The following is a 19,396-nucleotide window of genomic DNA, read 5'->3' as shown; positions in this document are numbered from 1 at the left end:
GTTCCCGGCCGCCGGAGGGATGCTTTCCGCCCCGTCGGCGCGCACGGCGGGGCCCTCTGTTTGCGGCCGCGACGAAAAGAGTATTCTGATTCTGATGAACGAACCGCTTGGAATCCACCGCCCGGCGGCCTCGCCGCCCTTGCCCCCGCCCACCCCCGGCCACGACCGGGAGCCCTACCCATGACCGGCCCCGACAACGGGGCCGCGAGCGGCACCGGGGTCGAGGAGACGGCGCACAGCGCGGTGGTCTCCGGAGCCCGGCTGCACTACTGGACCGCCGGAGCGGCGGACCGCCCGGTGATCGCCCTGACCCACGGCGCCGGGGCCGACCACCGCATGTTCGACCCGCAGATCCCCGCCCTCGTCGAGGCCGGGTTCCGCACCCTGCGCTGGGACGTGCGCTACCACGGCGCCTCGTTCTCCGACACCGGCCGGTTCCGCACCGCCTACGCGGCGGAGGACCTGGCGGCCCTGCTGGACCTGGCCGGGATCAGCCGGCCCGTGGTGCTGCTGGGGCAGTCGATGGGCGGCAACATCTCCCAGGAGTACGTGCGCCGCAGGCCCGACGAGGTCGCCGCGCTCGTGATCATCGGCTCCACCTCCACCACCCTGTCCATCACGCCGGGCGAGCGCTGCCGCCTGGCGCTCTCCCGCACCCTGATGCGGCTGATGCCCTACAAGCGGCTGACCCGGTCGATGGCCCGCGCCTCGGCCGAGGACCCCGAGGCCCAGGCGTACCTGCACGAGGCGTTCCTGACCAACGGGCGGCGCTCCTTCCTCACCACCTGGGACGGCATGACGCATGCGATCGACCCGTCCCCGGACTACCGCATCGACAAGCCGGAACTCCTGATCTGCGGCGAGCACGACGGCACGGGTAACATCCGCACGGCGATGCGACGGTGGAACGAACGCGATCCGAACAGCAAGTTCCACCTGATCCCCGGTGCCGGACACGTCGCCAATCTGGACCGACCCGACGAGGTCAACCGGCTGACCGTCGCCTTCCTGAAAGCCTGAGACCCGACAAGACCATGACTGACACAGCTGCCACCCCCGCCGGCGAACCGTCGGCCCCCGGCTCCGACGGGCTCAGCGACCGGGAGACCTCCTTCATCAGCGAGATGGGCTCGCTGATGGAGCGCTGGGGCCTGCCCCAGGCGACCGGGCGCCTCTTCGGCTACCTGCTGCTGCGCAACAAGCCTGTGGACCTCGACACGATGACCCGGGACCTCGGGCAGGCCAAGAGCGGCCTGAGCGTGGCGGCCCGGCAGCTGGAGTCCTGGACCCTGGTGCGGCGCTCCACCCGGCCCGGCAGCAGGCGGGTCGGCTACGAGGCGATGGGCGACCTCCAGCACCTGCTGCTGGTGAACAACGCGCACATGCGCAAGTTCACCGAGACGCTCACCTCGGGGGTCTCGGTGGCGCACGGCGAGGCCCGGAACAGGCTGGCCTCGCTGGCCGACCTGTTCAGCGGGTTCGTGGAGCAGACCGAAGCCCTGGTCGCCGACTGGGAGACCCAGCACGCCCCCTCCTGAGCCCGGGGCCCGGCCCACTGCCGGGTCCGCGCTCGCAGCGCCGCTTCCTGGCCGCTTCCCGCTTCCGATCCCCGACGGAGTGACCGTGAACGTGTCGTCCCGCCCCGCCCCGAGCCCCGGAACCCCGTCCGCCACCGCCGTGGCGGACGCCGGGGCCCCCACCCGCCCCCCGGTCGTGGACGCCTGCGCACTGCTGTACGACGACGCGGGCTGGCGGGTGTACCTGCACCGGCTCGGCGAGAACGCCCCGGAGTACCTGGATGTGTTCTCCGCCTCGTTCTGCCGGTACTTCGGTGCCGGGCACGCCGCCTACCGCGAGGCGCTGGCCGTCCGCTGGCAGGACGCCGTGGACGTGCTCCTGCCGCCCGGACGCCCCCCCTTCGACCTGGCCGCCCACCTCGCGGAGCAGCGGCGGCAGGGGGTGACGCGCGAGTTCGCCATGGGCTCGCAGGAGCGGCTGCCGGACGGCCGTACGGTCAACGAGTGGCTGCTGGAGACTGTCCGGGACGTGCCCGACCGCGTCCAGGTCTGGGCCGGGCTCTCGCTGCGCGACCCGGCCGCCGCGCTGGGCGAACTGGAACGGTCGCTGGCGGCGGGGGCGACGGGGCTGTGCGTGATCCCGTTCCTGGACGGCACCGATCCGGCGGCCCCCCGGTTCGCCCCGGTCTGGGACGCGGCGGCCTCGGCGCGGCTGCCGGTGTGGCTGCACACCGGCCACCACTTCGCCCGCGACTACCCGAGCGGCCTGGGCAGCTGGCGTACGGTCGAGGCCCTGGCGGGCCGCCATCGCGGACTGCTGCTCGTCGCCGGGCACGCGGGCTGGCCCGACGTGCAGGAGACGCTGCTCACCACCGCCCGGCACCCGGGAGTCTTCCTGGAGTTCTCCTCGCACCGCCCCCGGCACATGGCCAAGCCCGGCTCCGGCTGGGAACCGCTGCTGCACCACGCCCGGGGCATGGCCCGGGGCCGGGTCCTGTTCGGCACCTCGACCTGGGTCAACCCGGGGCCGACGGGCCCGCTGGCCGACGAACTGGCCGCGCTCCCGCTGCCCGACGACGTAGTATCCGCCTGGCTCTCGGGCAACGCGGAGGCACTGGTCGCCCGTTCGGCCGGGGCGGCCCGGGGTTAGACCCAATACCAGTGGCTTAATGGTCCGGGGTGCGTGGCGACCTGCCTGTCCTGGACACGTGTACCACGTAGCCGTAGCCGATAGCTATGACCATGTGTTCTGGTGCCGACGCTGTTCCGTTGGCGAAGAGAAGGTCGCTCGGAGCGAGGGTGTTCGTGGGGATCCCGCGCTCGTCGTGAGGGTGAGCTGGGTGAAACGGGCCGTCTGACATCCAACTCAGTCGCTTCAGGTCAGGACACCGGGCCGGGCTGGCTTCGTTTGTAGGTTCTCGCTTCCGCTGGCACGGGCCGTGCTCGCTGACCAGCCGTTCCTTCGTCGTCTCAGGTCGGCGGTACAGCGACTCAGCCTCACGGACGTGGGGCTTCCCCGGCTACGTGTTCGTCTGGACGATGGCCATGACCGGGATGCGGCCGGGCGAGTTGTACGCACTCCGTCGCGAGTTCTGTCACCCAGCCTGGCCAGCCGCCGATCCAGACCCTGACCGGCGAGAGGAGGCGCTGGAGCGATACGTCGGCCAGGACACGATGCCGGCGATACGGGTGCAGTGGCAACATCAGCGGGAAAAGGGCCAGTTAAGGCTGTTTCCACCGAAGTACGAGTCATACCGTGACTTGGTGATCCCCCGATTCTTGACGGAACTGCTGGAGATGCTTCTGAGCAGCCATGACAGCGAATGGGTCTTTCTGTCCATACGTGGTGGTCTGCTGGCGAACGCGAACTTTACCTACCATTACTGGAGGCCCGTAGCCGACGGAAGGGCGGTCCATGAGAACTTCGACAGGACGAGGCTGGGGCGGAAGCAGACGGTGCGCTCGCGTCGGCCCCTGCCCAGGATTCCTGCGACGCCATACGCGGGCAAGCGCCTATACCTGGTGCGGCACGGGCACAAGGAGTGGATTGACGAGGTTGGCGGTGGGCACGCCCGGGTGGTGGTCGAGTCGCGGATGGGGCATGAGGTCGCGGGTGTCGAGGGGTTGTACAGCAACGTCACCACGACGATGGAACGCCGCATGATGGAGTCGTTGCAGATGCGGTGGGAGGGTTTCGTTGTGACGCTGGACCCCGAATGGCTGCCAGTACCTCCCACTTCCCTCCCAGTCGATCTTGCCGAATGGATGAAAGCCCAGGTCAAGGCAGCAAAGAGCCGTGAGTGACGAACTGAAGTTCATCACGACCAAGAGCTTCATGCCGTTCGTCATCTACCGCGTACTGCTCGGTGTGCTGCTCTTCGTGCTGGTGGCCGCGGGTGTGCTGAGCCCTCACGCGGGTGAGTCGGCGGGCTAGGTTCCGCCGCCGGTGCGGCAGGCACGGCCGTCGGATCAGCGCCTGCCGCGGCGGCGGAACAGGTATCCGCCCAGGACCATTCCGGCGACCAGGGTCACGGCCAGTACCGCCCAGAGCGGCAGGGTGACGGTGGGGATCCACAGCCGGATCCGGACCGACCCGGTGTTCGCGGCGATGAACCAGATCGCGAGCCCGGCCAGCACCACGGCGCCGATGGTGCGGACGCGTACATTCCGGCCCTTGACGGTCAGGGTCGGAGGGGCATGCGGTCCGGACGTCTTCTGTGCCATGCACCCAGTATCGAGCGTTTCGCCGGATTGGTCCTGCCGGGCCGGATCCGTTGCGCCCCTGGGCCCCGGGCGTCGGCAATGGCCGGCCGCGCCCGCAGGCCCCGGCATGCGACCCGCTCCCACGGGTCAGGGGGTGTCGCCCCACCAGTCCCAGCGGTCGGGATCGCCGTCCCGCGGCCCGTACTCCGCTCTCCCGCCCGGCCCGAACCGCCCGATCTCCGTGTTCAGCGCCGCTCCCTCGCGCAGCGCCCGGTCCGCCCAGCCGGTCACGTCGAGAAGCAGGCCGTCGAGCGGACCGCCCACCAACTCCCGGTAGCTGTGACCCGGCCGGGGCCCCGGGTCGGGATCGTCATGGTCGGCGCCGTACACGCGCCGCTGCCGCATCAGCTCGTCCATGGGGGAAGGATCGCACCCGGCACTGACAATCGCAGGGGGCAGTAGGCCTCACGGAGCGCATCGGAGCGCCAGGTGGGCCTCGATGCCCGCGACCGTCTCCACGTTGTCCGTGAACAGAAGCCCTCGCATGCCGACCGCCTCCGCGGCAATGAGTCGGCTTCGGCGTCGTCGACGAAGAGACAGCCCTCCGGCCGCACCCCCAGTCGGGCGCACGTCACTTCGAAGGCGCCCGGATCGGGCTTGCTGATGCCGATCTCGTGCGAGTACACGATGTCGTCCACCAGGCCACCGAAGCCGTACAGCTCCTGCTCCCTCTCCCGGGCGCCGACGAAGCTGTTGCTCAGGATGCCGAGGCGGCAGCGGCTCCGGAGGCTTCGTACGTGGGCGATCAGGTCCTCGTCGGGGCTGCCGAGGTACTCGTCCCACAGATCGGCCATGAACGCCTCGGTCCGCACCGGGTCCAGGCCCAGCACCGCCGCGACCCGGGCCCGGACCTCGTGCTCGGTGATCGCGCCGGTGCTCCCCACGTCCCAGACATCACCCGGCCGCTGGTGCACGCCGCCGCCGACAGGCCGAGCCGCCGCTCGCCGGCTGCTGGTCCGCCCGGCCCGCCACCTCGCGGTACGCCTTCATCCCCGCCACCCTGGCCACCGGCCTGGGGGTCGGCTGCCTCATCGCCCCGATGTCCACCGAGGCCATGCGCCACATCCCGGAGCACCTCGCGGGCGCCGCCTCCGGCGTCGACAGCACCGTCCGTCGGACAGGTTCCGTGGTCGGCGCGGCAGCCGTCGGCGCGCCGCTCCAGGGCAGGCTCCCCACCGAAAACCGGCCGCCGGAAAGACGTGCGCCACGGCCTTCGCCACCACTCTGCATGCCACAGCCGTCCTGCCGATCACCGCCCTGGTGGCAGGGGCACTGGTCTGCCTCCTCCTCCGCAACCACACCAAGGACCGTGCCCCCGTGACCGCTCCTGCGGAAGCGCGCCGCGTGCCGGCCGCCAACCACTGACCCGGCAGGCGTCACGGCCCGAAGCGAGTGGCAGAACGTCCCGGATCTTCCGGGCAGATAGGGTCGAAAGTCCCTGCCGCGCGACAACCGCGCGTACCAGCCTGGGACATGCACCGCCGGAACCTGGAGGGAACTCATGACCAGCACCGACCGTCCCGTGATCGCCGCAGTCGACGGTTCGTCACACAGCCTCGAGGCTCTCGACTGGGCCGCCCACGAAGCCGTGCGACGGGGCCTCAGGCTGACGATCGTGCACGCCAGGACACCGGACCGGCACGTCGAACCGGACGCGCAGCGGCGCGAGGCACAGGAGTTGCTCGACCGGTCCGTGGGCAGGGTGTCCGAGATCGCTCCGGAGCTGCACACCTCGAAGCTGACGCCGCTGGATTTCCCTTCGGCAGCGCTCACATCGCTCAGCCGTGAGGCCTCCCTGGTGGTCGTCGGCTCCCGCGGTATGGGCGGTTTCCGGTCCCTGCTGCTCGGCTCCAACAGCCTGGCGATCGCGTCGATGGCCGACTGCCCGGTCGTCGTGGTCCGCAGTGGGCCTTCGGACGAGGACACGGAGGCGGCGAAGACAGCAGGGGCAGCTGGTGCGGCGGAAACACGCACCGACATCGTCGCGGGGGTGGCCGCCGACGAGAGCAGTGAAGGGGTTCTCGAGTTCGCTTTCGAGACCGCTGCCTCCAGGCCCGGTGCGCGACTGCGGATCGTGCACGGCTGGACGATGTTCTCCTCGATGATCTCTGGTGGCCCCGTCTTCGACCGGGACGCGGTGGCGGACTCGGCCGAACGGACCCTCGCGGAACTCACCGCCGGCTGGCTGGAGAAGTACCCGCAGGTAGAGGTCGTCAGGGAACCGATCGGCGGCTCCGCCTCACGCACCCTGGTCACGGCGTCGGCGACCGCGGCGCTGACCGTGGTCGGGCGTCGCCGGGGCGGTGAGTCCCTCGGGCTCGGGCTCTCCCCCGTCGCGCAGACCACGCTCACGCACGCGCTCGGCCCGGTCGCCGTGGTGCCCTGCTGACAGCGGCGCCGTCCCGCCGTGCGTGCACGCCTCTTGGCCTTGCACGCCGGCGGGCAGACACTTACCCGATGACGCAGCGCGTGGATCTCGCGACCGTGATGGACCGGCTGGCCATCGATGCAGTGATCACCGGCTACGCGGTGGCGGTGGACGACGGTGAATGGGCGGACTACCGGGCCCTGTTCACCGCGGACGGCCGCGCCGACTACCGCGGTGCCGGTGGTGTCGAAGGGCCGGTGCACGAGGTCGCCGAGTGGCTGGCGCGGACGATGCGGCTCTTCCCCGTACGTCAGCATCTGGTCGTCAACCGCCGGATCGGGTTCCAGGGCGTCGACGGCTACCCGGGCGACCGTGCCGAGGTGCTGGCCGACTACCTGAACCCGATGCGGCTGGAGAGCGCCGCGGCCGGTCCGGGCGACGCGGAGGTACGGGCCACCGCGCCGAACTTCGTCTCCGGCGGGCGGTACGCGTTCTCGCTCTCGCGTACGGACAGCGGCTGGCGGATCCGTACCGTGACCGTCCACGAGAAGTGGCGCGGCCCGGCAAGCCCCTCGGCCGTGGGCTGAGCCGCACCACCGCTGCTTCCCCTTTCCCACACCGGGGAAGACCCGCGGAGCGGGGGACGAAGGGCTGCGTCGCACGCCCGCCAGGGATTGCGGAACGGCTCCGAGGGGGGAGACTGCTCATCAGGCAGGACGAGGAGGCGCGGCATGCGGATTCCGGCCGGTCGGAGCGGACAGTGGTCGCGGATGCTGCGGTCCGGCCGGTGGCGCGGCTGCCTGGCGGTGCTCGCGGGTGCGCTGCCCGCGCTCGCGTTCCCCGCTCCTTCCCTGTGGTGGCTCGCCTGGTTCGGCCTGGTTCCGTGGCTGCTCCTGATCCGGACCGCCGGCACGGGGCGCCGGGCGGCGCTGGACGGCTGGCTCGGCGGCACCGGCTACATGCTCGCGGTGCATCACTGGCTGATGCCCAGCCTCCATGTCTTCATCCTGGTCCTGGCGGCCCTGCTCGGTCTGCTCTGGGCCCCATGGGGGCTGCTGGTCCTCCGGATGCTGGGCGGGCGGGTGTCCGCCGCGGCTGCCGCCTCGGCGGTCGTCGTGGTGCCCTGCGGCTGGCTGATGATCGAACTGGCCCGCTCCTGGCAGGCGCTCGGCGGTCCCTGGGGTCTGCTCGGCGCCAGCCAGTGGCAGGTGGCTCCCGCGCTCCGGGTGGCGTCGGTGGGCGGGGTGTGGCTGGTGAGCCTCTTGGTGGTGGCGGTGAACACCGCTGTCGCCCTGCTCTTCGTGACCGCGGCCGCGCGTGCGGTGGCCGCGGTGGGCATCGTGGTGTGCGGTCTGGCCGTGGGGGCGATGGCGAGGTGGGCGCCGCAGCCCGAGGAGTCTGGGGTGGCCAGGATCGCCGTCGTACAGCCGGGTGTGGTCGCCGGGGTGCACAGCGTCGAGCGCCGGCTCGCCGTCAGTGAGCGGCTGACCGGCTCCCTGGCCGGGCGCGATCTCGACCTGGTGGTGTGGGGCGAGAGCAGTGTGGGGGTGGATCTCGGCCGGCACCCGGACATCACCGCCCGGATCGCCGCCCTCTCGCGCCGGGTGGGCGCGGATGTGCTGGTCAACATGGACGCCCAGCAGACAGACCGGTCGGGCCGGACGGGGATCTTCAAGTCGGCGGTGTTGGTGGGTCCGGACGGGCTGACCGGACAGCGCTACGACAAGATGCGGCTGGTGCCGTTCGGGGAGTACATCCCGGCCCGGTCGGCGCTCGGCTGGGTCACGTCCCTGGGCCGGGCGGCGGGCGAGGACCGATTGCGGGGCACCCGGCAGGTGGTCATGTCACTGCCCGGGGCCGACGGCGGGCACGGGCTGCGCATCGGCCCGCTGGTCTGCTTCGAGTCCGCGTTCCCCGATATGAGCCGCCGGCTCACCCAGGACGGTGCGCAGGTGCTGATCGCCCAGTCGTCCACCTCCACGTTCCAGCACAGCTGGGCACCCGAGCAGCATGCCTCGCTCGGGGCGCTGCGGGCCGCCGAGAACGGCCGCCCGATGGTGCACGCCACGCTCACCGGCGTCAGCACTGCGTACGGACCGCAGGGAGCGCGGGTCGGGGCTCCGCTAGGTACGGAGACGAGTGGGACCGCCGTGTACGAAGTGCCGCTGGCGACGGGCACCACGCTCTACGTGCGGCTGGGCGACTGGCCGGTGCAGGGGGCGGCGGCGGTGCTGGTCCTGTTCTGCGTAGCCGAAGCGGTCCGGTCGCGCAGGAGGCGCGGCCGGGTCGGGCCCGCCGGGGTGACGGGTGAGGCAGGTGCGGCTGTCGGGCCGGCCGCCCGCTCGGGGCCATGAGCCGGGAGGTCTCAAGTCGGCAGCGGCCGGTCCTGGCCGGGCCCGTTCACCGAGACTCCTATCCGGGGCCGTTCACCGAGACGATGCGCCCCTGGGCGTCGACGGTGAGCGAGACCCGCTCGACCTTGTTGGTCACGGCCAGCACCAGCCACACGGCGCCCCAGAGGAAGCAGGTGAACACCGTCAGGAGGGCGTGCAGCACATGGTTCAACGGCTTCCCCCGGACCATGACGACCTGTGTCCCGGAGCGCGATTCCACCCGCCAGCCGCTCGCGATCCGCTGGTTGACCGCCCAGTCGAGGATGAGGCCGCGCTGCATCTCGTCGGGCGGCCGCCCGTCGGCCGAGTAGTAACCCGGCGGCGGCTGGAGCGCTCCCCAGCCCTTTGGCTCGTCGTGAGGTCTCACGAGGTCACCTCCACGGGCCGGTGGTCCACCACCCCAGCCTGCATCGGTACGCGGCCCGACGCATCCGGAGGTTCAGCGGCCCCACCGGTCCGGCGGCCTATGAGGGCGCGACACTCTGCACGCCGTCCAGGTCGCGCAGGATGCGTTCGCAGAGTTCGTGTGTCCGCAGGGCGTCCCCGGCATCCAGCACCCTTCCGGCGCGTACGGCGTCCAGGAACGACAGCACGCTCTGCTCGATGCCGCGCTGACGGGCCACCGGCACCCAGTCGCCGCGCCGCCGCACGCTCGGCTGCCCCTTGTGGTCGATCACCTCGGCCAGGTTGACGACCTCACGCTTGGAGTCCTGGCCGGAGACCTCCAGCCGTTCCTCGGTCGAGCCGCTGAGCCGGTTCATCGTGCCGATGGCGGTGAATCCGTCACCGGCCAGCTGCAGCGCCACATGGTGCAGCAGGCCCTCGCGGATCCTGGCATGCACGACGGTGTGCTCGACCGGCCCCGGCGCCAGGAAGCGGAGGGTGTCGACGACATGGATGAAGTCGTCGAGCACCGCGGTGCGCGGATCCTCCGGCATGCCCACCCGGTTCTTCTGCATGAGGATCAGTTCGCGCGGGTGCTCGGCGCACTGGGCGTAGCCGGGCGCGACCCTGCGATTGAAGCCGACGGCAAGGCTCGTTCCGCGCTCCTCGGCGAGGGTCACCAGCCGCTGGGAATCGGCGAGTTCGTAGGCCAGCGGCTTGTCGACGTAGGTGGCGACGCCCGCCTCCAGCAGCCGGGCCACGATCTCCGGATGCACGGCCGTCGGGGCGTGGACGAACGCGGCGTCCAGCCCCTGGGCGATCAGTGATTCGAGGTCGGTGTGGCGCTGCCCGGCCGGGATCCGGTGAGTCTCGGCAACCGCGGCCAGGGTGGCGGGGGTACGGGTCTGCAGATGCAGCTGGACCCCGGGCAGGGCGGTCAGAACGGGCAGATACGCCTTCTGCGCGATGTCGCCGAGCCCGATGCAGCCGACCTTCACAGGGGCCTCCCTCTCACTGTCCGGTGCCCGCCGGCGTGGTGTTCACCTCGCGAGGGGCAGCATACGTGTGCTACGGCGGCTGCCAGTCCGCTATCCCGTCGAAGGTGCGCAGGACGAGGGTGGGACCGAGGCGCGAGACGGCGGACACCAGCGCGTCACGCACCGCGACGGCGGGAGCGCTGGTGAGGCGCATCGGACGCGAAGTGCGGGCGGCCTTGCGGACGATGGCCGACGAGCGGGGCAACCGGTCGGCGGTGTACGCCGCCAGCCCGGCACCGAGGTCACCGCCCGGCACCAGACGATGGGCGAGCACGATCGCGTCCTCGACGGCCTGGTTGCCGCCCTGGCCGAGGCTCGGCGCCATCGCGTGCGCGCAGTCGCCGACCAGTAGGGTGCGGCCCCGGTGGTAACGAGCCGGTCGACGAAGGTGGCCCGGTGCAGCAGGACGATCGGGCCGCCGAACCGCTCGGCCGCGGCGGCACGAACTCGCGCTGGAGGCCACCCGGCGTCCGGCGCTGCGAGAGTTCTTCGACGCGACGGACCGGCCGTTCCGCGAGCCAGTGATGGCGCTGATGACGGCCGCCGGATCGTCCGATCCCGAACGGCACGCCCTGTCCCTGGTGGCCTGGTGCGAGGGGCTGATGTTCTCGTGCGCCGCGGCATCGTACAGCCGCTCCGTCCCGAGCGAGAAGGAGCTGCGTACCGGCTTCGCCGAACTGCTGCGCGGGATGCCGGGACCCGAGTGGGCAGGGCGGCGCTGACTCGCTCCAGTGGGCCGGGCCGCGCTGCCCGGCGTCACCCGTGCGGGCCAATCCCGGCTGCCCGGCGCACCGGAGCCCTGTCAGCACCGCAGAGTGATCAGGTGCAACGAACCAGAATCACCGTGAGCCTCCTGGTCGGCATGGCCGTCACGACGCTGTCCGGCTGTGTGTCCGTGGAGCAGCGAGCGGATGTTCCGCCCCGGCCCCGGACCAGCGGTCCCGCCCAGGATCTGACACCGCAGGCCGTACTGCCTCCCGTCCACGACTCCCTGGGAGCAGTGCCGACCCCCGAACCGTCCGCCCCCGAACCGTCTGCCCCCGAGCCGTCCGCCCCCGCGTCCCGCCCCGCGAACACCGCGCCGCCGGACACCCGCCGCCCCGCGAACGCCGCGCCGCCGGACACCCGCCGCGCCCCGCGGCAGCAACGGCGCCCGAGTGTCACGCGGCCCCGGCCGCACCGTGCCCCGCCTGCCGTGACCGCCCCCGCTCCGGCCCCGCCGGCCCCGGTCTCCGGGACGGGCGTCTGCGCGCTGGGACGGGGCTACGGGCACTGGCCCGCGGGCAGCCCGCAGTCCCGGATCTGCGACGACACCTACGGCCACTGAGCCCGAGACGGACCGACGGAGCAGTGGCCCGTCCACCTCGGACGGGCCACTCTCACAGCTCACGCAGCCGCAGCTCCAGCCGCGCGATCGCCGCACGCACCCCTCCCCCGTATCCGTCGTCCGCCCCGTCGTCCGCGAGCACGCCGGAGGCGGCGCGGGCCCGGCCCAGATGGAACCACGCCGCGTCGGGGCGCCGGAGCTTCACATAGTCCGCCGCGAGATTGAGATGCAGCGAGGGGTAGAACGCCCGTACCGCCGGCGCGTCGGGGTGCTGCGTCGCCCGCTCGTCGGCCAGGCCGTTGGCCGCGGTCAACGCCCTCAGGTCCCAGGCCAGTTCGTCACCCGGGTCGTCCTGGGTGTCGGCCATGTAGTGGGCGAGGGTGCACCGGTGCAGGGCGTCACCGTCCTCGCCGATCTCCGACCAGAGCTCGCCGAAACGATTGCGGGCCTCCTCCCGGTCACCGCCGTGCAGCAGCATGACCGCCTGGCCGATCCTGGTCATGACAGCGTCCGTGGACGCCTCTCGCTGCTCCGTCACTGCGACCTCCCTGCGCGCTTGTCCCCCTGTTTCGCGTTCGACGCTAGCCGCAGCGGCGGTCAATCCCGCTGAGGCTCGGGCGGGCGTCCCCGGCCGACCGCCGGACGCCCGCCGACGGCCGGGGCGAAACCGCCCGTCAGCCCAGGTCGGGGATGCGCCAGTCGATGGCCTCGTGCCCCTGTGCGGCCACCGCCGCGTTGATCTGCCGGAACGGGCTGGAGCCGAAGAACTTCTTGGCCGACAACGGCGACGGGTGCGCCCCCTTCACGACCACATGGCGCTCCTCGTCGATCAGCGGCAGCTTCTTCTGGGCGTAGTTGCCCCAGAGGACGAAAACCGCCGGGTCGGGCCGCGAGGCGACGGCACGGATCACGGCATCGGTGAACTTCTCCCAGCCCTTGCCCTTGTGCGAGTTGGCCTCGCCCGCGCGCACCGTCAGCACTGCGTTGAGCAGGAGCACGCCCTGCTCGGCCCACGGCATCAGATACCCGTTGTCCGGGACCGGCAGGCCGAGCTCCTCCTTCATCTCCTTGTAGATGTTCCGCAGGGACGGCGGCGTCTTCACACCTGGCCGCACGGAGAAGCACAGCCCGTGCCCCTGCCCCTCCCCGTGGTACGGGTCCTGGCCGAGGACGAGGACCTTGACCTTGTCGTAGGGCGTGGCGTCCAGGGCGGCGAACACCTGGTCGCGCGGGGGGTAGACCGGCCCTTTGGCCCGCTCCTCCTCGACGAACTCGGTGAGCTCCTTGAAGTACGGCTTCTGCAGCTCTTCGCCGAGGACGCCGCGCCAGGACTCGGGCAGCAGGTCGGTTTCGGTCACTTCAACAACCTCCGGTAAGCAATCAGCCTTTCACCCGAGAACCTACCGGGGGCCACTGACAAAGCGCCCTGCCAGCCCCGTCCGGGCCTACCAGCTGGCCTTGCGGTACAGCTCCCACAACTGCATGACCGTCTGCGGGTCAAGGGTGCGCTCGCCGCCACCGATGTCCTCGCCCGAGGCGACGTACAGCTTGCCCTGCCACAGCGGCAGCACCCGCACGTCGTCGACCAGGATCTTCTGGGCCCGTTCGAACTGTTTGCTGACCGCGCCCCGGTCGCTTTCCTTGCGGGTCTGCGGCAGCACCTCCTTGGTGATCTCGTTCTTCATGTACGGCATCCCCGTGATGCTTTCCTCGCCGACGAACGGGGCGATGAAGTTGTCCGGGTCCGGGAAGTCCGGGAACCAGCCGCGGCCGAAGACGGGGTACTGGCCCTTGGTGAAGCCCTCCTGGAAGGTCTTCCAGGGCTTGCCCTTCAGCGTGATCCTGAAGAGCCCGGAGCTCTCCAGCTGCCGCTTCAGCTCGTCGAACTCGGGGGCCGTGGAGGAGCCGTACCGGTCGGTGGCGAACCAGAACGTCAGCTCGACCGGCTTGGTGATGCCCGCCTTGGCCAGGATCTGCTTCGCCTTGGCCTGGTCCGGGTCCCCGTAGGCGTCGAAGAAGCTGGTGGTGTGCCCGGCGATGCCCTTGGGGACCATGGAGTACAGCGGCTCGGCCGTGCCCTGGTAGACCTTGGCCACGAGGGCGTCACGGTCGACGAGCTGGGCGATGGCCCGCCGTACGGCCACGTTCCCCGCCGCCGGGTCCTTGGGGTTGAAGACCAGGAAGCGGATGTCCGCGCCGACCGTCTCGACGATCTGCAGATTGCTGTCCTTGTTCTGGTTCCCCTCCAGGCTGACGACCTCCTCGGCGGTGAGGCCGCGGTAGATCGCGTCGATCCGGTTCTTCCGCAGCGCCGCGACCACGGGGGCGGACTCCTTGAAGTACCGGATGGTCACCGCGTCGTTCTTGCGGTTGGCGAATCCCTTGTAGTCCGGGTTCTTCACCAGTTCGGCACGGTTTCCCGGCTTGTACGAATCGAGGAGGTACGGACCGGATCCGGTGATCTTCCCGTCGCTGCGTATCTTGTGCCGGGAATAGGCGCTGGGCGCCACCAGCGACATCGCGGGCGTGGCGAGGATGAAGGGGAACGTGGCGTCCGGCTTGGTGAGATGGAAGACGACCATGTCGTCCCCCTTGGTCTCGACGCGGTCGAGCGAGCCGAGCATGCCGACCGGGCCGCCCTTGAACTTGATCTCCGAGATCCGGTCGATGGAGAACTTCACCGCATCGGCGTCGAGCTTGTCCCCGTTGGAGAATTTCAGGCCCTCGCGGAGCTTGCACCGGTAGGAAGTGCTGGTGGTGTCGGTGAACTTGCACCATTCCGCCGCATCGGGCTCGGGGGTCGTACTGCCGGTGGGGAAGCTCACCAGGGTCTGGAAGACATTCCGCATCAGCTCCCAGGAGTTGTCCCACGCCGCCGCCGGATCGAGGGTGGAGGGTTCGCTGGTCGTACCGACGACTATCTTCTGCTCGACTTCCGAACCGCTGTCGGAAAGAAGTCCGCAGCCTGCCAGCAGAGAAAGGGAAGCAACGGCTGCAGTGGCCTGCAGACTGGCCCGGTAGAACACGTGAACGCTCCTCGATCAGCCATGGGTCGGCAGACCATACCGCAGTGCCCCGTCGGGTCAATCCGCAGGCCCGACAGGGCACTTGAGTCAATCAGGACCAAATCCGCACAGGCTGTCTCAGCCCACGCCCGCATTCAGGAAGATCCCGCCGTCGACCACCAGGGTCTGTCCGGTGATCCAGTCCGCCTGGCCCGAGGTGAGGAACGCGGCAGCGCCGCCGATGTCCTCGGGAACTCCCAGCCGGCCGAGCGGATATGCCGCCGCGGCCTCCGCCTCACGGCCTTCGTACAGCGCCTGGGCGAACTTCGTCTTCACGACCGCCGGGGCGATCGCGTTGACCCTGACGACCGGCGCGAACTCGTGCGCCAGCTGAAGGGTCAGATTGACCATCGCGGCCTTGCTCATGCCGTACGCGCCGATGAAGGGCGAGGCGGAGAGGGCGGCGATCGAGGCGATGTTGACGATCGCCCCGCCGTTCTCCTTCTGCCATGCCTTCCACGTCAGCTGCGCGAAGCCGAGAGCCGAGAGCACATTCGTCTCGAAGACCTTGCGGGCGACATTGAGGTCGAGGTCCGCGATCGGTTCGAAGACCGGATTCGTACCGGCGTTGTTGACCAGGAAGTCGAGCCGGCCGAACGCCTCCATCGTGCGATCCACGGCCACCGCCCGGTGCGCCTCGTCGTGGGCCTTGCCCGCCACGCCGATCACCCGGTCGGAGCCCAGCCGCTCCACGGCCCCCTTGAGCGCGTCCTCGCCGCGCCCGGTGATGCACACCCTGTCGCCGCGGGCCACCAGCGCCTCGGCAATGCCGTAGCCGATGCCCCGGCTCGCGCCCGTGACGAGCGCGACCTTCCCGCTGTCCTGCACTGTCATGATGTCCCCAGCCCTTCGGGTCAGTTGAGCGGTCCGCCTGCGACATACATGACCTGACCGGAGACGAAGCCGGCCTCGTCGCCCGTGAAGAAGGCGATGGCGTTGGCGATGTCTTCGGGGTGGCCGACGCGCTGCACCGGGATCTGGGTGGCGGCCGCCGCCTGGAACTCCTCGAAGCCCATGCCGACCCGGGCGGCGGTCTGCGCGGTCATCTCGGTGACGATGAAGCCGGGGGCGACGGCGTTGGCGGTGATGCCGAACTTGCCGAGCTCCTTGGCGAGGGTCTTGGTGAAGCCCTGGAGACCGGCCTTGACCGCGGAGTAGTTGGCCTGGCCGCGGTTGCCGAGCGCCGAGGAGGAGGAGAGCGAGACGATCCGGCCGAACTTGGCGTCCACCATGTGCTTCTGGACGGCCTTGGCCATCAGGAACGCACCCTTGAGGTGCACGTTCATCACGGTGTCCCAGTCGGACTCGCTCATCTTGAAGAGCAGGTTGTCGCGGAGCACCCCCGCGTTGTTGACCAGGATCGTCGGAGCGCCCAGCTCGGCGGCGATCCGCGCGACCGCGGCTTCCACCTGGGCGCTGTCCGACACATCGCAGCCGACCGCGAGCGCGGTACCCCCGGCGGCGGTGATCTTCTCGACGGTGTCCTTGCAGGCCGCCTCGTCGAGGTCGAGTACGGCGACGGCGCGGCCCTCGGCCGCCAGGCGTACCGCGGTGGCGGCGCCAATGCCCCGCGCCGCTCCGGTCACGACGGCGACGCGCTGCTCGGTGGTGGACATGCTTGGTTCTCCTCGCCCTTGGATCGCCGCTCAGCGGACGTCGGGGCAGCCCCGGCACGGAACCTGATGCGCACGGAACCTTCCCGATAGCTGAGCAACCGCTTAGTACCTTCAGCAGACGAGACGCTAGAATCCCTGGCACCCGGTGTCAACGGCCCACGGCCGCCGGGGCGCATGTCACACCCGGCGGCGCCGCCCGCACGGTGGCCACGGGCGGCGCCGCGGGACGGCGGATCAGCGCACCAGCAGCTCCAGCAGCCGTTCGACCTCGGCCTCCGGGTCGGCCGTGAGGCCGCTGTGCACGGGGCCCGGCTGGACAACGGTGGAGCGCGGCGCGATCAGCCACCGGAAGCGGCGGCCGGCGTCGTCACCGCCCGCCTGGCCCGCGTCCGTACCACCGCGGCACACGCCCTCGACGGCGCGCAGGGCGGCCCGTACACCGACCACGTCGGCGCTCGGATCCAGGACCTTCAGCTTGGTCTCGTCCAGATGAGTGCGGGCGGCCACGAAACCGCGTGCGCGGCAGTACACCACCACACCCGCGTTGAAGAACTCACCGCGCTGCACCCGCGGGACCACGCGCAGCAGCGCGTACTCGAAGACATCGCGCTCGCTCACGGCCGGCCGTCCTTGTCGTTCTTCTTGGTGGGGTGCGGCCAGGGGGTGAGGTGTTCGGTGAGCCAGCCGGGGGCCTGGGACGGCTTGGGCTCGGTGGGACCCGCCATCGTGATCCGCTCATGGATGGTCGCGGCGCGCGGCAGCAGTGCCTCGACGTAGGCACGGCGCAGCTCGTCTGTGGTGTCGAAGCCCGGCTCGTCCACCAGCCATTCGTCGGGGACGTCCGCCGCGACCTCGGTGAGCAGCTCCTCGGTGACCAGAGGGGCGAGTTCGGCGGCGGCCGCCGCGATATCGGGTGCGAACGGGGCCAGCGCGTGGTCGGAGGCGTTGTACGGCTTGGCGGCGGACGCCTGGGCGCCGGGCCAGTTGTGGTGCCAGATCATGGTGGCGCCGTGGTCGATGAGCCACAGGTCACCGTGCCAGATCAGCATGTTCGGATTGCGCCAGGACCGATCGACGTTGTTGATCAGCGCATCGAACCAGACGACCCGTCCGGCTTCCACCGGGTCCACCTGGTAGGCGAGCGAGTCGAAACCGATCGAACCGGGCAGGAAGTCCATCCCGAGGTTGAGCCCGCCGCTGGCCTTCAGGAGCTCCTGCACCTCCTGGTCGGGCTCGGCGAGCCCGATGACCGGATCGAGCTGGATCTGTACGAGGTCGGGGACCCGCAGCCCGAGCCTGCGGCCGAGCTGCCCGCAGATGACCTCCGCGACGAGCGTCTTGCGGCCCTGCCCGGCGCCGGTGAATTTCACGACATAGGTGCCGAGATCGTCGGCCTCGACGATCCCGGGCAGCGATCCGCCCTCCCGCAGGGGCGTGACATAGCGGGTCGCTGTGACTTCGGTGAGCATTTCCCCAGGCTATCCGGGGAGGGCACCTCACGATCCACGGATCGTCGCACCACCTCGCCCATTCCGGGAATCACCCCGGCAGCCCCGCCGGTGTGGCACCGTTCACGGCCCGGGTTCTGGTGGTGGGACCGCCGGGCCGTGCGCGTCCGCTGTGGCAGGGTCGGACCATGCCTTTTGATCACAACGACCACTACCACAGGCTGCTGTTGCGCCAGGTGCCGCGGAATTGCGGTGCGGCCCTGGACATCGGCTGTGGGACCGGCCGGTTCGCTCGTCGGCTCGCCCGCCTGGGCATAGAGGTCGATGCGATCGACCCGTCGGAGGAGGCCATCGCTGAGGCCCGCGCGCTGTCGGGGCGGACAGCCGGTGACCGGAGCCCATGCTTCAAGCACGCGAGCGTCACCGAAGTCGAACTGCCCAAGAATCACTACGACTTCATCTCGTGCCTCGCCAGCATCCATCACATGCCGTTCGACACCGTCGCCGCACTGCGTGACGCACTCGCGCCCGGCGGCGTCCTCGTGATCCTGGGCTGCTATCCGGAGAAGACCCGGTCCGACTGGGCTTGGAGCCTGGCGGCCGTGCCCGTCAACGCTGTCGCCAGGCTGACCGTCGCCTTGCAGGACAGGCTTCGCCCTGCCGCTGCTTCGACCGGTCGAGAACAGGTGAAGGCTCCGGTGAGCCGGCCGACCGTTCCCCTGCTGCAGATCCGTCGCCAGGCCGCAGTCCTGCTGCCTGGTTGCAGCATCCGCAGGCTCCTCTTCTGGCGCTATCTGCTCGTCTTCCGCAACAGCGGCTGACGGGACCGCTGCACGTGCCCGCCTCAACTCCACGTCCCGATCACCGTGGTTCGTGGTGCTGGGAGGCGGCTGACTCGGCTTTTCCGGGGCGGTTGAGTGTTCCCGGCAAAACAGCTCTCGCCGGCGTCATGTACGTGCTGCGGACCGGTGACGCCCGGCGGGACGTTCCCGCGGAGACCGTGGGCTGCTCCGGAGCGACGGCCTGGCGCCGACTGCGGGACCGGACCGAGGCCTGCGCCCGGCCCCGCCTGCGCAGAGAGCCCTGCTGAGCCGGCTACGCCGTACCGACCTGCCGGACCTGGACGACTGCGCCGTGGACGGCGCGCATGTCCGTGCCCTCGAAGTGGGGACCACGTCGGCCCTCCGCCCGTCGACCGCGCCCGCCCCGGCTCCGAAGACCACCTGAACGTCGACCGCCACGGCACCCGCTCGCCGTCCCGCCCACAGGCGGCAACCGACACGGGCAGTCCCGGACGGCGCGGCGTCCGGTCCCCGCGGGCGCCTTCGCGCGCCGGGGGCCGGACGTCCGTCGGCCGATTCGCGGCTACGCGTCCTCGTCGTCGACCCAGCTCATGAGCTTGCGCAGCTCGCGGCCGGTGGTCTCCAGGAGGTGGTCGCTGTCGGCCTTCTTGTACTCGTTGTACTTGGGCAGACCGT

The 19,396-nt window shown here is 70.7% G+C and carries 21 protein-coding genes and 4 pseudogenes; 11 read left to right on the top strand and 14 right to left on the bottom strand.

The annotated features are described in order from the left end of the window. Positions 1-180 precede the first annotated feature (180 nt). The 5 genes and pseudogenes from ACWCQ6_RS24860 to ACWCQ6_RS24840 form a co-directional block, all read left to right on the top strand. The gene (locus tag ACWCQ6_RS24860; protein ID WP_451092648.1) at positions 181-1,020 is read left to right on the top strand and encodes an alpha/beta fold hydrolase; all 840 of its coding nucleotides are present in this window, start codon (positions 181-183) and stop codon (positions 1,018-1,020) included. A 14-nt stretch (positions 1,021-1,034) separates the two neighbouring features. After that, entirely contained in the window at positions 1,035-1,538 is a 504-nt protein-coding gene (locus ACWCQ6_RS24855; RefSeq protein ID WP_451092646.1) for a GbsR/MarR family transcriptional regulator, read from the top strand. A gap of 85 nt (positions 1,539-1,623) precedes the next feature. Next, positions 1,624-2,667, top strand: a complete 1,044-nt coding sequence (locus ACWCQ6_RS24850; protein ID WP_451092644.1) for an amidohydrolase family protein — start codon at positions 1,624-1,626, stop codon at positions 2,665-2,667. A 374-nt stretch (positions 2,668-3,041) separates the two neighbouring features. Next, on the top strand, positions 3,042-3,821 hold the full coding sequence (locus ACWCQ6_RS24845) for a hypothetical protein (protein ID WP_451092642.1): 780 nt from the start codon (positions 3,042-3,044) through the stop codon (positions 3,819-3,821). Positions 3,822-3,825: 4 nt separating this feature from the next. Next, positions 3,826-3,951: pseudogene (locus ACWCQ6_RS24840) on the top strand (undecaprenyl-diphosphatase); the annotation flags it as partial. Between the two features lie 35 nt (positions 3,952-3,986). On the opposite strand, the gene ACWCQ6_RS24835 reads toward ACWCQ6_RS24840, so the two are convergent. The 3 genes from ACWCQ6_RS24835 to ACWCQ6_RS24825 all read right to left on the bottom strand — a co-directional run bounded on the left by ACWCQ6_RS24835 (position 3,987) and on the right by ACWCQ6_RS24825 (position 5,164). After that, positions 3,987-4,241, bottom strand: a complete 255-nt coding sequence (locus ACWCQ6_RS24835; RefSeq protein ID WP_451092640.1) for a LapA family protein — start codon at positions 4,239-4,241, stop codon at positions 3,987-3,989. A gap of 126 nt (positions 4,242-4,367) precedes the next feature. After that, entirely contained in the window at positions 4,368-4,637 is a 270-nt protein-coding gene (locus ACWCQ6_RS24830; protein ID WP_451092638.1) for a hypothetical protein, read from the bottom strand. Beyond that, positions 4,625-5,164, bottom strand: a complete 540-nt coding sequence (locus ACWCQ6_RS24825) for an HAD family hydrolase (RefSeq protein ID WP_451092636.1) — start codon at positions 5,162-5,164, stop codon at positions 4,625-4,627. The genes ACWCQ6_RS24830 and ACWCQ6_RS24825 overlap by 13 nt, the downstream gene beginning before the upstream one ends. 617 nt (positions 5,165-5,781) lie before the next feature. Here ACWCQ6_RS24825 and ACWCQ6_RS24820 point away from each other — a divergent pair. From ACWCQ6_RS24820 to lnt, 3 genes are all read left to right on the top strand, one after another. Then, positions 5,782-6,669, top strand: coding sequence for a universal stress protein (locus tag ACWCQ6_RS24820; RefSeq protein WP_451092634.1), 888 nt, complete (start codon positions 5,782-5,784; stop codon positions 6,667-6,669). A 68-nt stretch (positions 6,670-6,737) separates the two neighbouring features. Beyond that, a complete protein-coding gene (locus ACWCQ6_RS24815) occupies positions 6,738-7,235 on the top strand; it encodes a nuclear transport factor 2 family protein (RefSeq protein WP_451092632.1) in 498 nt (165 codons plus the stop codon). Positions 7,236-7,379: 144 nt separating this feature from the next. Further along, complete coding sequence (gene lnt, locus ACWCQ6_RS24810; protein ID WP_451092630.1) at positions 7,380-9,002, top strand: apolipoprotein N-acyltransferase; 1,623 nt, start codon at positions 7,380-7,382, stop codon at positions 9,000-9,002. Between the two features lie 58 nt (positions 9,003-9,060). On the opposite strand, the gene ACWCQ6_RS24805 is transcribed toward lnt, so the two are convergent. The 3 genes and pseudogenes from ACWCQ6_RS24805 to ACWCQ6_RS24795 all read right to left on the bottom strand — a co-directional run. Then, positions 9,061-9,408, bottom strand: coding sequence for a hypothetical protein (locus ACWCQ6_RS24805; RefSeq protein ID WP_451092628.1), 348 nt, complete (start codon positions 9,406-9,408; stop codon positions 9,061-9,063). Between the two features lie 97 nt (positions 9,409-9,505). Beyond that, a complete protein-coding gene (locus ACWCQ6_RS24800; protein ID WP_451092626.1) occupies positions 9,506-10,423 on the bottom strand; it encodes a Gfo/Idh/MocA family protein in 918 nt (305 codons plus the stop codon). Positions 10,424-10,493: 70 nt separating this feature from the next. Next, positions 10,494-10,853: pseudogene (locus ACWCQ6_RS24795) on the bottom strand (FAD-dependent oxidoreductase); the annotation flags it as partial. Between the two features lie 19 nt (positions 10,854-10,872). On the opposite strand from ACWCQ6_RS24795, the pseudogene ACWCQ6_RS24790 reads away from it, so the two are divergent. Together ACWCQ6_RS24790 and ACWCQ6_RS24785 are read left to right on the top strand one after the other, a co-directional pair. Then, a pseudogene (locus ACWCQ6_RS24790) lies at positions 10,873-11,184 on the top strand (TetR/AcrR family transcriptional regulator); the annotation flags it as partial. Positions 11,185-11,285: 101 nt separating this feature from the next. Continuing rightward, positions 11,286-11,789: a hypothetical protein gene (locus ACWCQ6_RS24785; RefSeq protein ID WP_451092624.1), complete on the top strand. Its 504-nt coding sequence runs from the start codon at positions 11,286-11,288 to the stop codon at positions 11,787-11,789. A 52-nt stretch (positions 11,790-11,841) separates the two neighbouring features. Here the strand turns inward: ACWCQ6_RS24785 and ACWCQ6_RS24780 are convergent, their stop codons facing one another. The 7 genes from ACWCQ6_RS24780 to ACWCQ6_RS24750 form a co-directional block, all read right to left on the bottom strand. Then, positions 11,842-12,327, bottom strand: coding sequence for a hypothetical protein (locus ACWCQ6_RS24780; RefSeq protein ID WP_451092622.1), 486 nt, complete (start codon positions 12,325-12,327; stop codon positions 11,842-11,844). A gap of 136 nt (positions 12,328-12,463) precedes the next feature. After that, positions 12,464-13,147, bottom strand: a complete 684-nt coding sequence (locus tag ACWCQ6_RS24775) for a uracil-DNA glycosylase (protein ID WP_451092620.1) — start codon at positions 13,145-13,147, stop codon at positions 12,464-12,466. Between the two features lie 87 nt (positions 13,148-13,234). Further along, the gene (locus ACWCQ6_RS24770; protein WP_451092618.1) at positions 13,235-14,815 is read right to left on the bottom strand and encodes an ABC transporter substrate-binding protein; all 1,581 of its coding nucleotides are present in this window, start codon (positions 14,813-14,815) and stop codon (positions 13,235-13,237) included. A gap of 117 nt (positions 14,816-14,932) precedes the next feature. Beyond that, a complete protein-coding gene (locus ACWCQ6_RS24765; protein ID WP_451092616.1) occupies positions 14,933-15,688 on the bottom strand; it encodes an SDR family oxidoreductase in 756 nt (251 codons plus the stop codon). Positions 15,689-15,708: 20 nt separating this feature from the next. Further along, positions 15,709-16,470, bottom strand: coding sequence for a 3-oxoacyl-ACP reductase FabG (gene fabG / locus ACWCQ6_RS24760; protein WP_072489657.1), 762 nt, complete (start codon positions 16,468-16,470; stop codon positions 15,709-15,711). A gap of 234 nt (positions 16,471-16,704) precedes the next feature. After that, positions 16,705-17,088, bottom strand: coding sequence for a DUF3037 domain-containing protein (locus ACWCQ6_RS24755; protein ID WP_451092614.1), 384 nt, complete (start codon positions 17,086-17,088; stop codon positions 16,705-16,707). Then, a complete protein-coding gene (locus ACWCQ6_RS24750) occupies positions 17,085-17,939 on the bottom strand; it encodes a HipA family kinase (protein WP_451092612.1) in 855 nt (284 codons plus the stop codon). The genes ACWCQ6_RS24755 and ACWCQ6_RS24750 overlap by 4 nt, the downstream gene beginning before the upstream one ends. A 167-nt stretch (positions 17,940-18,106) precedes the next feature. Here ACWCQ6_RS24750 and ACWCQ6_RS24745 point away from each other — a divergent pair, with 167 nt between their 5' ends. Continuing rightward, a complete protein-coding gene (locus ACWCQ6_RS24745) occupies positions 18,107-18,739 on the top strand; it encodes a class I SAM-dependent methyltransferase (protein WP_451092610.1) in 633 nt (210 codons plus the stop codon). Between the two features lie 544 nt (positions 18,740-19,283). On the opposite strand, the pseudogene ACWCQ6_RS24740 reads toward ACWCQ6_RS24745, so the two are convergent. Beyond that, positions 19,284-19,396 (bottom strand): annotated as a pseudogene (locus ACWCQ6_RS24740) (ketol-acid reductoisomerase); the annotation flags it as partial.

The sequence above is a fragment of the Streptomyces sp. NPDC001880 genome (assembly GCF_053594575.1).
The sequence above is the reverse complement of the archived record's forward strand: the minus strand, read 5'-3'. Positions and strand labels throughout refer to the sequence as shown.

Coding starts and splice junctions, on each gene's coding strand:
- ACWCQ6_RS24835 (WP_451092640.1), bottom strand. CDS start 4,241: ATGGCACAGAAGACGTCCGGACCGCATGCCCCTCCGACCCTGACCGTC.
- ACWCQ6_RS24815 (WP_451092632.1), top strand. CDS start 6,738: ATGACGCAGCGCGTGGATCTCGCGACCGTGATGGACCGGCTGGCCATC.
- lnt (WP_451092630.1), top strand. CDS start 7,380: ATGCGGATTCCGGCCGGTCGGAGCGGACAGTGGTCGCGGATGCTGCGG.
- ACWCQ6_RS24745 (WP_451092610.1), top strand. CDS start 18,107: ATGCCTTTTGATCACAACGACCACTACCACAGGCTGCTGTTGCGCCAG.
- ACWCQ6_RS24820 (WP_451092634.1), top strand. CDS start 5,782: ATGACCAGCACCGACCGTCCCGTGATCGCCGCAGTCGACGGTTCGTCA.
- ACWCQ6_RS24855 (WP_451092646.1), top strand. CDS start 1,035: ATGACTGACACAGCTGCCACCCCCGCCGGCGAACCGTCGGCCCCCGGC.
- ACWCQ6_RS24750 (WP_451092612.1), bottom strand. CDS start 17,939: ATGCTCACCGAAGTCACAGCGACCCGCTATGTCACGCCCCTGCGGGAG.
- ACWCQ6_RS24830 (WP_451092638.1), bottom strand. CDS start 4,637: ATGGACGAGCTGATGCGGCAGCGGCGCGTGTACGGCGCCGACCATGAC.
- ACWCQ6_RS24860 (WP_451092648.1), top strand. CDS start 181: ATGACCGGCCCCGACAACGGGGCCGCGAGCGGCACCGGGGTCGAGGAG.
- ACWCQ6_RS24765 (WP_451092616.1), bottom strand. CDS start 15,688: ATGACAGTGCAGGACAGCGGGAAGGTCGCGCTCGTCACGGGCGCGAGC.
- fabG (WP_072489657.1), bottom strand. CDS start 16,470: ATGTCCACCACCGAGCAGCGCGTCGCCGTCGTGACCGGAGCGGCGCGG.